The 15,281-nt window shown below is 39.2% G+C and carries 12 protein-coding genes and 2 pseudogenes; all 14 read right to left on the reverse strand.

What is annotated here, in order from left to right; genetic code table 11:
* On the reverse strand, nt 1–765 hold the full coding sequence (locus K364_RS0101305) for a type III pantothenate kinase (RefSeq protein ID WP_028306515.1): 765 nt from the start codon (nt 763–765) through the stop codon (nt 1–3).
* Nucleotides 766–1,066: 301 nt separating this feature from the next.
* A pseudogene (gene mttB / locus K364_RS27160) lies at nt 1,067–2,527 on the reverse strand ([trimethylamine--corrinoid protein] Co-methyltransferase).
* 119 nt (nt 2,528–2,646) lie between these two features.
* Nucleotides 2,647–3,288, reverse strand: coding sequence for a corrinoid protein (locus K364_RS0101320; RefSeq protein WP_028306518.1), 642 nt, complete (start codon nt 3,286–3,288; stop codon nt 2,647–2,649).
* A gap of 494 nt (nt 3,289–3,782) precedes the next feature.
* Nucleotides 3,783–5,258: pseudogene (mttB, locus tag K364_RS27165) on the reverse strand ([trimethylamine--corrinoid protein] Co-methyltransferase).
* A 77-nt stretch (nt 5,259–5,335) separates the two neighbouring features.
* Nucleotides 5,336–5,980 carry a corrinoid protein gene (locus K364_RS0101335; protein ID WP_028306521.1) on the reverse strand — a complete coding sequence of 215 codons (645 nt, stop codon included), beginning with the start codon at nt 5,978–5,980 and terminating at the stop codon, nt 5,336–5,338.
* An 89-nt stretch (nt 5,981–6,069) separates the two neighbouring features.
* On the reverse strand, nt 6,070–7,362 hold the full coding sequence (locus K364_RS25360; RefSeq protein WP_028306522.1) for a PocR ligand-binding domain-containing protein: 1,293 nt from the start codon (nt 7,360–7,362) through the stop codon (nt 6,070–6,072).
* 239 nt (nt 7,363–7,601) lie between these two features.
* Nucleotides 7,602–8,138 (reverse strand): biotin transporter BioY, encoded by a 537-nt coding sequence (locus tag K364_RS0101345; RefSeq protein WP_028306523.1) that lies wholly within the window; start codon nt 8,136–8,138, stop codon nt 7,602–7,604.
* 79 nt (nt 8,139–8,217) lie between these two features.
* Nucleotides 8,218–9,180 carry a bifunctional biotin--[acetyl-CoA-carboxylase] synthetase/biotin operon repressor gene (locus tag K364_RS0101350; protein ID WP_028306524.1) on the reverse strand — a complete coding sequence of 321 codons (963 nt, stop codon included), beginning with the start codon at nt 9,178–9,180 and terminating at the stop codon, nt 8,218–8,220.
* 78 nt (nt 9,181–9,258) lie between these two features.
* Nucleotides 9,259–10,620, reverse strand: coding sequence for an N-acyl-D-amino-acid deacylase family protein (locus K364_RS0101355; RefSeq protein ID WP_028306525.1), 1,362 nt, complete (start codon nt 10,618–10,620; stop codon nt 9,259–9,261).
* Between the two features lie 231 nt (nt 10,621–10,851).
* Nucleotides 10,852–11,334, reverse strand: a complete 483-nt coding sequence (gene folK, locus K364_RS0101360; protein WP_028306526.1) for a 2-amino-4-hydroxy-6-hydroxymethyldihydropteridine diphosphokinase — start codon at nt 11,332–11,334, stop codon at nt 10,852–10,854.
* Nucleotides 11,331–11,690 (reverse strand): dihydroneopterin aldolase, encoded by a 360-nt coding sequence (folB, locus tag K364_RS0101365; protein WP_028306527.1) that lies wholly within the window; start codon nt 11,688–11,690, stop codon nt 11,331–11,333. The genes folK and folB overlap by 4 nt, the downstream gene beginning before the upstream one ends.
* A gap of 4 nt (nt 11,691–11,694) precedes the next feature.
* The gene (gene folP, locus K364_RS0101370) at nt 11,695–12,873 is read right to left on the reverse strand and encodes a dihydropteroate synthase (protein ID WP_028306528.1); all 1,179 of its coding nucleotides are present in this window, start codon (nt 12,871–12,873) and stop codon (nt 11,695–11,697) included.
* Between the two features lie 10 nt (nt 12,874–12,883).
* On the reverse strand, nt 12,884–13,396 hold the full coding sequence (locus tag K364_RS0101375) for an HD domain-containing protein (protein ID WP_028306529.1): 513 nt from the start codon (nt 13,394–13,396) through the stop codon (nt 12,884–12,886).
* Nucleotides 13,397–13,496: 100 nt separating this feature from the next.
* On the reverse strand, nt 13,497–15,176 hold the full coding sequence (locus K364_RS0101380; RefSeq protein ID WP_028306530.1) for a formate--tetrahydrofolate ligase: 1,680 nt from the start codon (nt 15,174–15,176) through the stop codon (nt 13,497–13,499).
* Nucleotides 15,177–15,281: the final 105 nt, after the last annotated feature.

Raw genomic sequence — 15,281 nt, forward strand, 5'->3', positions numbered from 1 at the left:
TTATAGATTTCTTTTATATATTATCTTTAATCCTTCTAATGTCAGGTATGGATCAATATGGTCAATAGTGTCACAATGGGGGGCAATAAATCCAGCCAGGCCGCCAGTGGCAATAGCTGCAGGGGAACCCCCTAGTTCCCTTTTCATCCTGCTCACAATACCATCTACCTGACCTATATATCCATAAAGGATACCTGACTGCATACATGTAACAGTACTTTTTCCTATCACACTATCAGGTTTTTGCAGCTCAACCCTTGGCAGTTTGGCTGCCCTACTAAAAAGGGCATCCATGGAGATTCCAATACCTGGTGTAATGGCCCCACCCAGGTAATATTTTTCGGGAGAAATTGCATCAAAGGTTGTTGCGGTGCCGAAATCAACAACAATTGCCGGTGCTCCATATTTTTCAATTGCTGCTACAGCATTCACTATTCTATCTGCTCCAACCTCCTTGGGATTATCAAATTTTATTACGAGCCCTGTCTTTATACCGGGCCCAATAATGAGGGGTTTTACTTTAATATACTCCTCACACATCATTTCCATGGCTGACATGATGGTAGGAACCACAGATGATATGACAACAGCATTAATGTCCTCAAGGGAAGCCCCCTTATATTCAAATAGCTGATTTAATAAAACCCCTAACTCGTCAGAAGTCTTGTTTGTATCTGTAGATATTCTCCAATAGTACTCTAAATTATTGCCTTTATAAACCCCCATGACAATATTGGTATTTCCAATGTCTATTACAAAAAGCATAACAAAACCCCTTTCCTGTTCTAGCCCAATTCCAAGGATAACAGCCTTTTCTAATATATTCTAATACTTTAACCTTTTATATTTTAACCTTTTTTTGCAAATTTCCACAAGCATTATATGATGATATAAAAAATAAGACAGAGGAGGTCCCTTTGTCTTATTTTTTGAATTGTTTTGGAAAGAACATGATGGTTAATAAGGTGCACCTACACCTTTATTAACCATCATGAGTGGGGTTTATTATTTACCTGCTTTTAAAAGTGCCAGCTTTTAAAAGCTTCCTTTGTATAGAGGTCTGGGGTTATTCAGCGCTTTCTACTATTCTTCTAATTTCATTTTTCACACTTGTTTCTAATGGCTCAGGCTTATGGGTAGCAAGAATTTCTCTTGCCATCTCAGCGGCAGTTTCTGAAGCATCCTTGCTGCCTCTTAGCTCCCAGTTGTTTCTCATTCTTCTATCAAAGACCTTCGCCCTTGACTGTTCGGATTTCATGAAGTCCATTGTATGCTTTTGGATTAAGAAGTCATTTCCTGGACCAACTGCTTTAATAACGTCTACCCCCAGAGTTGCATCATTTACTTCCACACCCTGAACAACTCTCTTAACCATTCTAGCTATTTCAGCATCAATCATTAACTGACCAAAGCTAAAGGTAACACCTAGTTCTAGCATGCCCAAACCGTAAATCAGGTTAGCTCCCGCCAGGGCTGGCAACAAGGCGGTCATTGTTTTTTCGTATCCTGCTTGTGCATCAGAAAGCTTGCTGTCAGCCTATCCACCAGCTGTATAGCTGGGCAATAAGTAGAACTGTGCCAATCTGGCAACCCCAGCATTGATCATTCCCAGCTCTGGCGAACCAACTGGTGCTGTTGCAAACTGCATATCAAAGGTGGTTGTTGAGCTGCCATAAATACATGGCGCCCCTTTATTAGCTAATTGAGCTAATACAATCCCACTTAATACTTCAGCATTATGACCTACTAAGGTGCCAGCAATTGTTATTGGTGAAGATGCCCCTGCAAGGGTCATTGAAAGAACGTTAACTGGAACTCCCGCTCTAGCACATTCGATGATTATTTCACAACATTCAACTGCAAGCTGCAGTGGACTTGTTGGGCAGATAAGAACTGATAAAACTGGCCTCTCTCTCAGTTCCTCCATACCTCCTGCAATGGCTGCTCCCATTTGAAAATACTTCTTGGCATGTTCACCGCAGGTTAGGTCAATATGGTGACAATGCTTTGATGTATTACTTAAGAAAGCTTCTGCAGCATGCAGGTCTGAGGAAATAGGATTAACGTCTCTGGGAACAACTGCCTGGGAATAGACCTCAACCTCATCCAGGTAGTCCACAAACAAAGCCGTATTTCCTAAATCAGCCTTTGTAGTTTCCCTTAGAACACCTGTATCTGGGTCTACTACTTTTACCCCTGCACCAAAACAGGTAAAGTTAACTCTGCTGCCTCCTAACAATACGTCATACTTGGGATCACGACCTGCAAGAAGTACAGTCCTTGGAGCACTTCTAATGGCATCCTCCACCATCCATCCCGGAATTTTTACTAACTTTTCGGATCTAATTACCTTTGCACCTGCGTCCTCAAATATATTTAGAGCTTCCTCCATATAAACCTTTACTCCAGTTTTTTCCAATACCTCAAGGGTGGCCAGGTGTATTGCTCTCAATTCATCTTCGGTGTACATGTCCAGACTAAAACCCTGCTTTACAGTATAACTAGATTGCATGCTTCTTATTGTCATAACTTCCTCTCCTTTCTATACTGATTAGTTTTTTACATTAACATTTAAGGTCAAACCACCTTTTGATTTAAACTTATTTCTACTTCTGTATGGTTTTCTCACCTCCAAAAAGTAATAGATCAACCTGCTCTATATAACCTTTTCTTTAAAACTGAAGCTGCTTCACCTGCATCATAGGCATAAATATCAGCTCCAATGCCCATGGCAAATCTTTCTGTTATAGGGACACCGCCAACCATTACCAGAACTTTTCTTCTAATGCCAGCTCTGTCCAAAGCAACTATAACGTCCTTGAGTCCCACCATGGTGGATGTTAGCAGGGTTGATATGCCAATTACATGGGGTTTAAAGTCCATGCTGGCTCTAATAAATTCTTCTTCTGATACGTCTTTACCAAGGTCTTTTACCTCAAAGCCCTCTCTTTCCAGGGTAACCTTAACCAGATTCTTGCCAATATCATGCAGGTCTCCCTTAATAGTTCCAATTAAAACCCTACCAGTAGGTTTGGTCTTGTTTGCCAACAGATAAGGCTCTAGAACCTTCATTCCAGCATTCATTGCTCTTGTAGCAAGGAGAATTTCGGGGACATATATCTCATTTTTTTTGTATTTGTCTCCAACAATATTTATGGCGGTTAGCAGGCCATTTTTCAGTATTTCCTCTGGAGGAAGACCTATTTCCAGGGCTGTTTCAATGTCCTTCATAATTCTACCTGCATCACCTTTTGTTAAACTAAGTATTATATTGTTTATTATTTCCATCTAAAGTTCACCCCCAGCCCTTGGGCTTAGCTAATATTTTTATTTATTTTCTTTATTTAAAATTGTATGAAAACTGTGAAAATTAATCTTGTACTTTTTTTTGGTCTTTTGTACTTTCTTTGTTTATTTTGTTTTTCATAAATTACAGACATATTCATATTTGCTTTCATTGCAAAAATAATATCTAGCTAACATGCATGCATTTTTATAATATATAATTATATAATTCGCTTTATATGGTATATTTACACCTCATTTCTATAAAAATTTGGGGTTTTGCGCTAGAATTTGAATAAGAAACAGGAGGAATTACCCTCCTTGGGTATCCTCCTTGTATCTTTCTTTTTGTTTATAAAATCCCCCTGATACCGTCCACTAGATGCACCTGCACCTAAGTTTTAAGTCCTGGGCTTTATTATTTTTATCAAAAGAGATGTTACCAGCATACACCTTCGATATATTAGGGTATTAATTAATTTTGCTTGGGATTAGGATTACTCAACACTTTCCACGATTCTTCTAAGTTCATTTTTAACGCTAGCTTCTAGTGGCTCTGGTTTGTGGGTGTTAAGCAGTTCTTTGGCCATTTCTGAAGCCTTTGTAGCTGTATCCTTACTGCCTTCAAGCTCCCAGTTGTTTCTCATTCTTCTATCAAATACCCTAGCCCTTGACTGCTCTATTTTCATAAAGTCCATGGTATGCTTTTGTATTAAGAAGTCATTACCTGGGCCTACTGCCTTTATTACATCTACGGCTAGAGTAGCGTCATTAACGTCTACACCCTGAATAACCCTCTTAACCATTCTAGCTATTTCAGCGTCTATCATTAGCTGGGTATAGCTAAATGTAACCCCTAGATCCAACATTCCCAGACCATAAATCAAGTTAACTCCGCCCATTGCTGGTAATAAGGCGGTTATAGTTTTTTCATATGCTGCCTGAGCATCAGGTAGTTTGCTGTCAGCCTATCCACCTGCTGTATAGCTTGGCAGGTTATAGAACTGTGCTAAATTACCAACACCAGCATTAATCATTCCAAGTTCTGGTGAGCCAACTGGTGCAGTTGCAAACTGCATGTCAAAGGTTGTTGTCGAACTACCATAAATACATGGTGCACCTTTGTTTACTAACTGAGCTAGTACAATACCACTTAATACTTCTGCGTTATGGCTTACTAGTGTACCAGCAATTGTTATTGGTGAGGATGCTCCTGCCAAAGCCATAGACAGAACATTTACTGGAACCTCTGCCTTAGCACACTCCATGATAATTTCACAGTTCTCATCTCCAAGCTGTAATGGACTTGTTGGACATGTAAGAACTGAAAGAATTGGCCTTTCACGTAATTTATCCATTCCACCTACTATGGCGGCTCCCATTTCAAAGAATTTTTTTGCATGCTCACCACAGGTTAGATCTATATGATGGCAGTGTTTAGTTGTATTGCTAAGGAAGGCTTCTGCGGCATGAAGGTCTGATGACTTAGCTGGGACATCCCTTGGCACTATAGCCTGGGAATAGACCTCAACCTCAGGTAATCCATCAACAAATAAAGCTGAGTTTGCAAGATCCTGTTTGGTTGTTTCTCTTAACTTTCCTGTATCAAGATCTACAATTTTAACACCAGCACCAAAGTTTGTAAAATTAACCCTGCTGCCACCTAAAACCGTATCCCATTTAGGATCACGACCATAAAGGATTACTGTACTTGGAGCACTTCTAATGGCATCCTCCACCATCCATCCTGGAATTTTCACAATTTTATCAGATCTGTTGACTTTAGCGCCTGCATTTTCAAAAATATCCAATGCTTCTTTTAGGAAAACCCTGACTCCACACTTTTCTAAAACCTCCAATGTGGCTATATGGATTGCCTGCAATTCATCCTGTGAATACATACTTACACTAAATCCTTTTTTTGACACGTAAGTAGCCTGATTACTTCTAATTGTCACATAATCATCTCCCATATTATACTATAAGTTAACCATAATTACTGTCAGAATCAGCCTATTTATTCAGCTTTATTATCTTTATTATCTTTTACTTAATTAACCATGTTAAACTTATTCTTCAATAGTGATACAGCATCGCCAGCATCATGGGCAAAAATGTCTGCTCCAATCCTCATGGCAAACCTCTCTGTAACTGGAACTCCGCCTACCATAACCAGCACGTTTTTTCTAATATCTGCTTCATCCAGGGCATTAATAACATCCCTGATTCCTCCCATGGTGGACGTCAGTAAAGTTGAAATGCCAATTACATGGGGTTTAAACTCATTGTATGCCATTACAAATTGCTCCTCAGATACATCCTTACCAAGATCTCTTACTTCAAAACCCTCCCTTTCAAGAGTAACCTTAACCAGGTTCTTGCCAATGTCATGGAGGTCCCCTTTTATAGTTCCAATAAGCACCCTGCCGCAAACTTCACTGCCTCTAGCTGCAACCAGATACGGCTTTAGCACCTCCATTCCTGCATTCATGGCTCTTGTTGCCAGAAGAACATCCGGGACAAATATTTTGTTTTGTTTAAATTTTTGACCAACCTCGTCAATTGCTGTCAGCAGGCCTTCATTTAAAATGTCAATTGGATCCTCATCTAACTCAAGTGCAGCTGCAACGTATTTCATGGTTTTATCTGCGTCACCATTTTGAAGTGCTTCTTGAATAGTTGCAAAAATATCCATTATAGCAATTCACCTCCGGAGGAATTACTATTCTGTAATTTAAATTTTATGACAAAATAAACAATAATTCTTGTATATATTTTAGCTGCTTAGTAAAATCTTTGATTCTTAGGAGATATTTTTCTAAGTTTACCTGGGGAAACCCCCTCAACTTTCTTAAACATCTTAGTAAAATAGCTTTGATCATTGAAGCCTACCAGCTGGGCAATATCCACCAGGGAGAAGTTGCTTTGGCTTAAAAGCTGCTTACTGCCTTCAACCCTGACCCTGTTTAGATAATCGGTATAGCTCTCGCCAGTTTCATTTTTAAAGAGTTTGCTAAAATATGAAGCATTAAGACCAACCTCATTGGAAACATCCTCCAGAGCAATGCCCTTATTAAAATTATTTCGTATGAAATTCATTGCTCTAAAAATCACATCCCTGTTTTTTACATTCTTCAGGGAAAATGGACACTCTACAAAGGTATCTAAAACTTTAGTTAAGCAAAGATTTAGCTCATTTATGTCACTTGCAACCTTGAGATATCCCAGGTGCATATATTCTAGACCAAAGATAACCTCAAGATCGGCACCCTCTTCAATAACTGCCCGTGCCAGCACCACAGTCAATTCAATTGCTTTTAACTTAACCAGTTCAAATCTACTTGCACTTTGAAAATAGCTAAAACTGATAATATCATCTAGGACCTCCATGGCTCCCTCCTTATCTCCTAATTTAACCTTTGAAATTAGTTCTCTCTCTTTTTCAAATAGGTATAGCTTTTCATTATCCTCCTGGAAGGAAGAAGGATAGTCCTCCTTTATTGCTGTGATTTTTTCTGAAATCCGCTCATTTATTTTATTTATTTCTCTTCTTTTGACTAACTCTGTAATTTCCTGGGACATTAAACCCTTTGCCAGCATAAAAAGAGAATCTGCAAGATATTTAACCCTTTTGGGTTCAACCACCTCAATGCCCTTTAACTGGTCCTTGATCTCATCTTTCATGGTCTTTAGTAATGGGTTTTGGTTAATAATTTCCATAATCAGCAGGTCGTCTACCTGGTGCATAAGAACTGGACCACCCGTTATAAAGCATGCCATCTTGTCCCCGGAAAAAATTGGTACAGCCCAGTTAACTAAACCATATGGACAAAAATAAATATAGGGTTCCCCTAGCTTCTCACACTGCAAGCCTCCATAAACATAAGACTGCCTGCATTTTTTTAATCCATGATCCTGGCATTGAACCGTTTCACAAAAGGACGATCTGTTTCTTGACCCCCGGGTAAAATAAAATTTCTCCCCATCTATACTGAAGGCTTTACTGCTGACACCTGTTGCAATGGTGTAGGTGTCAAGTATTTTTACTAATTCTGGTCTGCCCTTAAAACTATCCAACACCATCTCTCCCTTTAGGTGGTTTCGTTGATCTGTATACACTCAGTCAATGAATTGGAAAGCATCATATTATCCATATACTTAAGTATTTCTATAAAAAATATAAAAATCCTATTAGCCTTAAAATTTTCCTTATCATTCAGGTTTTACCTTTTGTATTAGGAAACAATTTAAGGTAGTCTCTAATTTAAAGAAACTACCTTAGATAAATAGAAAGCTTAAACCACCTTGGGGAGTATTTATGGCTTGATTGCGGCCTTTATACGGGGTGCAATAAGGGCAACACCAATTACCTTTAATATATCTCCTGGCAGATACAATGTTGCCATGGCCATAAAGCTTTGCAGCATTGTTACCTCAATGCCCAGGACTTTATTTAAGATTATATTCATGTAAGGAACACCGATTATATAAAGAATAATAACTCCTATGATGCAAACAACTAGGGTTTTGGAAGAACTGAGTTTTTCATCACCTGACAGGAAGTATCCTACAAAAAAGCTTACAAATACAAACCCAATAATAAAGCCAAAACTTGGATGAAATACATACCCCAGGCCCCCACCCTCGGCAAATATTGGCAGGCCCACAAGCCCCAGGGTCAGGTACACTATTTGACTCAATGCACCCAGTCTTGGACCTAGAAGAATGCCTGCCAAAAACACAAAAAACACCTGTAGGGTAATTGGCAAATATGGTATAGGTATCTTAATAAATGCACCAACCGCTGTTAAAGAAGCAAACATGGCAACTAACGTAATTTTATACACATTCATGACTAATTTTCCTCTCCTCTCACACTCATATGATTGTTAACCCTTATTTTTAAGTGGTTAACTACAGCTTTAAAAAAATTTATTTTCCTTTCAGGCTAACTTCTCCACCATAAAAGGATATTTCCTGGTTATTAATTTTTAAAATAAGAGCACCATCCCTGCCTAGATCTACAGCTTTGCCTGTATGCTCTTTATCTCCAAAATATATTGTTACAATATTACCTATGGTATGACTGTTTTCTACACAAACCCTCCTGGCTCTTTCAAAACCATTTTCAAGAAAATCCAGATAGAATTCTTCTAGTGTTTCTAAGTATTTCTGCAGCAACAACAGCCTGTCTATTTCCCTTCCCTTGATAATTTTAAGGGAAACAGCTGTATTTGCTAGTTCCCCAGAAAAATCTGACACTTCCTGATTTACATTTATGCCAATGCCAATAATTACATAGTTTATCCTATCCATTTCCCCCTTCATCTCTGTAAGTATTCCACAAACTTTTTTATTATCCACAAGCAAGTCATTGGGCCACTTTACTTTTGCCTCTATATGAAATTCCTTATGGAGAGTTATCTGGAGAGCTGCTGCAGCTAACAAGGATAGCTGGGGGGCATCTCGCGGAGGTATTGAAGGCTTAAGAATAATGGAAAACCATAAGCCTGTCGAAAGTGACTGCCAATATCTGCCCATTCTCCCCTTGCCGAAATTTTGTTTTTCAGCAATTACCAGGGTTCCTTCAGGATAATTCTTCTCTGCAATTCTTTTTGCCTCTTCATTGGTTGATCCTGTTTCATGAAAATGTATTATGTCCCTTGCAAAAAGCTTACACTTAAGTCCTAGCCTGACTTTTTCAGGAGTAACATACTTATTCATATGTAAGAGCCTATATCCCTTACCAAACTGGGACTCAATACTATACCCATCTTCTTTTAAAGAATTAATATGTTTCCATACTGCAGTTCGGGAGATACCGAGCTTAGCACTTATTTCTTGTCCTGAAGTGTATTGCCCATTTAATAATATTTCAAGCAGCTTTGTTTTCACTAATAAGCACCTCAAAAAATATAATATCCTCATCTCATCTAATTGTCAACCCCTATTTAAGCAAGGTTAACCTTTCGTTTAATTTCTTAAAACTTCACCAGCTAGAACTCCTGAGACAATCCCATTATGTAATGCCAGATTGCCATTGACAAAGACACTTTGAACTCCTTTAGAATAACGGGTTGTCTGCTGTCTAGTAGCTTCATCATTTATATTATTAAGGTCAAAAACTGCTATGTCAGCTTTATATCCTTCCAATAGCCGGCCCCTATCAGCTAACCCTAGTCTGCTGGCCGGCATGGCTGTCATTTTATGTATTAGTGTTTCTATGGACAGCAGGCTTTTATTTCGGACATACTGGGCAATGATTCTAGGATAGTTGCCATAAGCCCTTGGATGAATAGCAACACCATTAACCCTAAGTCCAGAGTCACTAGCTATCATGACCTGGGGATGTATTATAGCCCTTTCCATGTCCTCCTCATTTATTGAGTAATAACTGCTGTCACCTAAATCATTGCTAGAAAAATTGTACCCATAAACATCAGCTTTAATGTCTACTCCACTATCTCTGGCTTCTGATAGGAGCTCTAAAATTTCTTCCATTTTACCCCAATTTTTCCTATGGGCAGCTTTTATATGGGAATACTGGACAGGCACCTTGGCCCTAAGGCCTATCTCTATTATCTCTTCAACCGCTGGGATTACCCTATCACCTTCATCTCTAACATGAACTGAAAGAACTCCCCCGTATTCAGCCAGCAAATAACTCAATTCAACAATTTCATCTGTTGTAGCAAAGCTCTGGGGCCAGTATTCCAAAGCAACTGAAAAACCAAAAGCTCCCGCCTGCAGATTTTCTTGCAGCATATCAAGCATTGCCTGCATCTGGGCCCCATTAGGCCTAACATTAGCATTACCTACAACACTGCGTCTTATTTCCCTGTACCCGGAGAACATTCCATAATTGATCCCCATGCCGTTAAGGTTGTCCAATACACTGCCAATTTTCACCTTGGAGTTACCACAATTGCCTCCAATCTGTGTAGTTACCCCTTGCAGTAATATCATTTCTGATCTGCCGTTATTAACCATGTAATCTTCTGTGTGGGTATGTATATCAATAAAACCTGGGGATACAATTTTCCCCCGTGCGTCTATTATCTCACAATTCTTGCCAGCAATTGACCTGGCTATTTTTATTATTCTATCGCCCTTAATGGCTATGTCACCTTCAAAGGGTTGTGAATTAGTTCCATCTATGATTAAACCTTTATGTATTAGATAATCGCACTCCAGGAAATCAATATTGGGCATATTCACTTCAGATGCATGAGCCTGTATTTTTATATCTTTGGGTAAGCACCCTGTTAGGGTAAGCATAGCAGCAAGGGTGCCTGTTCCATAAAGCAAAAAATCTCTCCGATTTATTCTTTGCAATTTCCTCTACTCCCAATAAATAGTATTATTTTATTGGTTTCGACAGAAAATCAATCTTTCCTCCAATTTTTTCATGTTTAATTATAAGGAAATATTTTACATGTGATAACCTGACCACCCTTTTTTAAAATAATTTATGTTTCCTTTTAATATTCGTACCAAAGGATGCTATTTTGTTACATTTGAAAAGCAAAAAATCCTCTTTATGAGGATTAAATTTTTAATACAATTTTACAAATTATATTCATCAGCCAGAAGAACCGTCCCCCCGGTTTTATTTTTCAGGGGTTCACCAGATGGGAGCTTTATATCAGGGGCAATTTCCAGCAGGGGCACCAGTACGAAATCCCTTTCTGTTAACCCTATATGGGGAATGGTCAAATCCCTGGTGTTTATTACCTCATCCCCATAAAGCAGGATGTCAATATCAATTGTCCTTGGACCCCATCTAATGGTACGAACCCTGTCTAAATCCTTCTCAATTGCCATTATAACCTCTAAAAGCTTAGCTGGCATTATAGTTGTTTCTATCTTGATAACCATATTTAAAAACTTGTTCTGTTCAACACCACCAAAGGGTTCCGTTTCATATACAGAAGATATACCTGTAACTGTTATCTCCGGAATATTTTCCAGGGCGTTGATTGCTTTTTCCAGATACTCTTTTCTATTACCCACATTAGAGCCAAGCCCCAGGAATACTTGTGTGGTCATGGTTTTTCTCTCTCCATCTCTACAGCCATGTAGTTAAATTTGCCCTTTATAGGGGCTTGTGGTTTCTTAACTCTAACCAGAGTCCTAGTTACTCTTTCTTCCTCAAGTACTACATCTACGATGTTTTTTGCAACAGCTTCAATAAGGTCAAACCTTTTTTGTTCGACTATGTATTTAATTTTATCATAAAGTTCTCCATAATGGACCGTCTCTTGAAGGTCATCAGTGTTGCCTGCCTTTTCTAAATCAAGCCAAAGTGTAACATCAACTATAAAGGGCTGTCCCTTTAATTGTTCCTCTGGAAAAACTCCGTGAAAGCCCCAGAATTCCATACTATCCATTATTATTTTGTCCAAAACCCTACCTCCTGACCATGGCATCCATCATTTTGCAAACCCTGACCATTTCTTTTACGTCATGTATTCTGATAATACTTGCCCCCCTGGCAATTCCTAGTGCTACTGTAGCAGCCGTTCCCTCTACTCTTTCTTCTACAGGCAAATCCAAGACCCTGCCTATCATTGATTTCCTTGAAGTCCCTAGAAGAATTGTCTTACCCAGGGTTTTTAGCTCATCAAGCCTGTCCATAATTTCCAGATTATGCTCCAAGGTTTTTCCAAAGCCTATTCCTGGATCAATTATTATTTTGTCTGAAGCAATACCTGCAGCTTCAGCAATCTGTATGCTTTTTCTTAGAAAGGCAATAACCTCTCCCATGAAATTGTCATATTCTGTACCGTTTTGGTTATGCATGATAATCACAGGAGCTCCATAAGCTGCAGCTACATCAGCCAGCCCATAATCCCTTTGGAGACCCCATATATCATTTATTATATGCACTCCCATGTCAAGCACCTTCTGTGCTGTAGCTGCCTTGTATGTGTCAACTGAAATTGGTACATGAACCTCTTTTAACAATCTTTCCAATACTGGTATTAATCTCTGGAGTTCTTCTTCTGCTTCAACTGGAGTATGACCAGGACGAGTTGACTCAGCCCCAACATCTATAATATCTGCCCCTTCTTCTACCATTTTTAAAGCATGGTCCACAGCTCTGCCTGCATCAAAAAACTTGCCCCCATCTGAAAAGGAATCGGGGGTAAGGTTTAAAATACCCATGACTATTGTTCTCTCATCTATTGGCAAGGTATATTGTCCAACCTTCAACGGTTCAAGCTGGTTTTGGGTGTTTTGAATTAATACCCCTATATGTCTGGCTAGCTCAGGCAGTTTAAAGGGCTGCATTTTAAGTTTTTTTATCAGCTTCTTATAGTCCCTATGGGTTCCCATAAGCAGCACCGAGGTAAGGGCAACTGAGCTGTCCACAACTCCCCTGGCAACTGCTGCTTCCCCACCAATTGACAGCATCTCCTGCTTTAGTATATGGGCTATTTTAATGGGTACCTCATCAAGCTGGATACATTGGAATAATGCCTTTGGCGCCATTATTTTTACACCATGGATATCTACACCCATTTCCAAAAGGTATTTCTCAACTTGATCTACTGCCTTAAAATTAATCATTCTTAGATTAAACATATCGCATCACCTAATAAATTTGTTTGCCTTGCTTATACTCTAATTCAATTTTACAATCATCAAAGGCTTTGCAGCCCTGACATTGTCGAGATAGTTTATCCCCCTCATACAGCTTTCTGCCAAAGGGTGAATTGGTCTTCTTGTACTTTCTATGTTCCCCAATTGCCTGACATACTACTTTTATGTCTTCAGGTGAAAAACCAACATCCTCCATAATATCTTTAGCAATCCTGCCGCTTACTAGAGCATGGTCTGTTCCATCTGTATATTGTTCAACCCTACCTAGATCATGAAGAAGTCCAGCTGCATAAACCAGTTCTTTGACTTCTCCAGCATCCTTCCCTGGGAATATTTTTTTGTACTGATTATTTTCAAGGACAAGGATGTAGGTTATTCTGGAAGTATCAAGAAAATGCTGGAGATTATGCAGGCAGAATTCTCTATCCTTTTCGCATGTATCTATCTCCTTGTTTCTTTTTATAAATTCTTCATGTTTAAGTATGGCCTTTATCTTTTCTGACATGTTTTACCACCTTATTATATAGCCCTCATATTGACACGAAACATAAATTTGCCCAGGGGAAACCCCTGGGCGTGATTATTTTTGTTTTAAATAGAGTTTTTTAAAACAAACCTGTAATTTTGCCGCTTTCATCAACATCAATTACTTCTGCAGCCGGTCTCTTTGGCAGACCAGGCATTGTCATTATTGCACCTGCAATACATACAAAGAAGCCAGCACCTGCTGATAATCTAACTTCTCTTACGGTAATTTTGAAGCCAGTTGGTCTACCATACTTGGTAAGGTCATCAGAGAAGGAGTATTGTGTTTTAGCAACACATACTGGCAGCTCGCCATAGCCCTGCTTTTCATACATGGCAATTGATTTTTCAGCTGTATCTGTGAATACTACTCCATCAGCACCATAGATTTCCTTGGCAATGGTCTCAAGTTTTTCTTTTAAAGTGGTGTTTAATTCATAAATAGGTTTGAAGTTAGATGGCTTGGTTTCAATGGTTTCAATAACCTTTCTGGCTAATTCAGCTCCACCTTCTCCACCTTTAGCCCAAACTTCAGATAAGGCAACTTCTGCTCCTGCTGCCTGACAGCGTTCAATTACAAACTTGAATTCTTCTTCAGTATCTGTTGGGAATCTGTTAACAGCAACTACTGCTGGTACGCCAAACTTTTTAACATTTTCAATATGCTTTTCTAGATTTGCAAAGCCTTTAGCCAAAGCATCCATATTAACCTGACCTAGTTCAGTCTTTGGCACTCCGCCATGCATCTTGAGTGCTCTAACAGTTGCAACAATAACTGCTGCATCAGGCTTAAGTCCTGCAAATCTACACTTCAAATCAAAGAATTTTTCAGCACCAAGGTCCGCACCGAATCCAGCTTCTGTTACAACATAATCAGCAAGCTTTAATGCAAGCTTGGTAGCTGTTACTGAGTTACATCCATGGGCAATATTTGCAAAGGGACCACCATGAATAAAGGCAGGTGTATTAGCAACTGTCTGTACCAGGTTAGGCTTGATAGCATCCTTCATTAATAGACCCATTGAACCTTCAGCTTTTAAATCCCCAGCTGTCACTGGTTCTCCATTAAAATTGTAACCAACTACTATTCTCTTGAAGCGTTCCTTCAGGTCAGTTAAATCAGAAGCAAGACATAAAATGGCCATTACCTCTGAAGCAACGGTAATATCAAAGCCGCTTTCTCTAGGCATACCATTGGCTTTTCCACCTAAAGCAATTACGCACTGCCTTAAAGCTCTATCATTTAAGTCAACTACTCTGCGGTAAACAACCTGTCTTGGGTCGATTCCCAACTCATTGCCATGGTGGATATGATTGTCAACCAGTGCAGCTAATAGGTTGTGTGCAGTAGTAATAGCATGAAGGTCACCTGTAAAGTGAAGGTTAATGTCTTCCATTGGAACAACCTGCGAATATCCGCCACCTGCAGCTCCTCCCTTAATACCAAAGCTTGGGCCAAGGGATGGCTCTCTCAAACACACCATTGCTTTTTTACCTATGTATGCAAGACCATCAGTCAAACCAACACTTGTCGTGGTTTTACCTTCACCAGCTGGTGTCGGTGTAATGGCAGTTACTAAGATAAGCTTTCCATCTGGCTTGTCCTGAAGTCTTTTATATACGTCTAAAGAAACCTTTGCTTTATACTTGCCGTATAATTCTAAATCATCCTCCTGTAGTCCTAACTGTGCTGCAATCTCAGTTACATGCTTCATTTTCGCCGCCTGGGCGATTTCAATATCGCTTGGTACCTTGCTCATAAAAAAAATCACTCCTTCTACATATTTTAATTTAATTATTCCCTAAAATAAGGCCATGCATTACTTTTACTTATAGTCTCTTCGCTCTTTTAAAAAAAAATCCTT

Source organism: Desulfitibacter alkalitolerans DSM 16504, from assembly GCF_000620305.1.
Classification (GTDB): domain Bacteria; phylum Bacillota; class DSM-16504; order Desulfitibacterales; family Desulfitibacteraceae; genus Desulfitibacter; species Desulfitibacter alkalitolerans.